The sequence below is a fragment of the Staphylococcus sp. EG-SA-2 genome, from assembly GCF_017152085.1.
The window spans coordinates 1-588 of sequence record NZ_JACYHC010001344.1 but is presented as its reverse complement, the minus strand read 5'-3'; the positions used below and the strand labels follow the sequence as shown (position 1 = coordinate 588).

The following is a 588-nucleotide window of genomic DNA, read 5'->3' as shown; positions in this document are numbered from 1 at the left end:
TAAAATATAGTTGGAATATCTAACAAGCTAGCTTCTATTGGCAGCGAACTATAGTCGCTAATAATTATATCTGACATTAGCATTAATGTAGACGTGTCGATTGAAGATACGTCATCAATGTCTGAATGTTCAATTGATGGATGTAATTTATTAATCAGTGTATATCCTGGTAAACATTTTTCAAAATAAGCTTTATCAATAGCCCTATTATCTGCTTTATCTTCTCTATATGTTGGTACATATAATGCCAACTTATTTGTAATTCCATATTTATCCTTTAACTCTGCCTTAACCGTTGCTCTATCAGCTGTGTAATATTTATTAATTCTCGGAAGCCCAAAATACAACATTTGCTCTTCTGTTGCACCTAAAGACTGTTTAAAACATTGTGACATTTGTTCACAACCCACTAAGTAAAAATCCGTCGCTTGATAAACTTTACGGTACTGCTGAACCATTGTCTTGTCAGACACATCGACTTGATGATCTGTTAATCCAAAGTTTTTTAATGCACCACTTGCATGCCACGTTTGAACAATGTGTTGATTAGAAGTCTTATTATATCCACCTAGTAATAGGTAATAATTA

1 protein-coding gene is annotated in these 588 nt (G+C 33.0%); it reads right to left on the bottom strand.

All coding sequences use genetic code 11. The features are described 5' to 3' along the window. On the bottom strand, positions 1-588 hold a 588-nt coding region (locus IDG60_RS28450; protein WP_206161174.1), incomplete at both ends, for a CDP-glycerol glycerophosphotransferase family protein.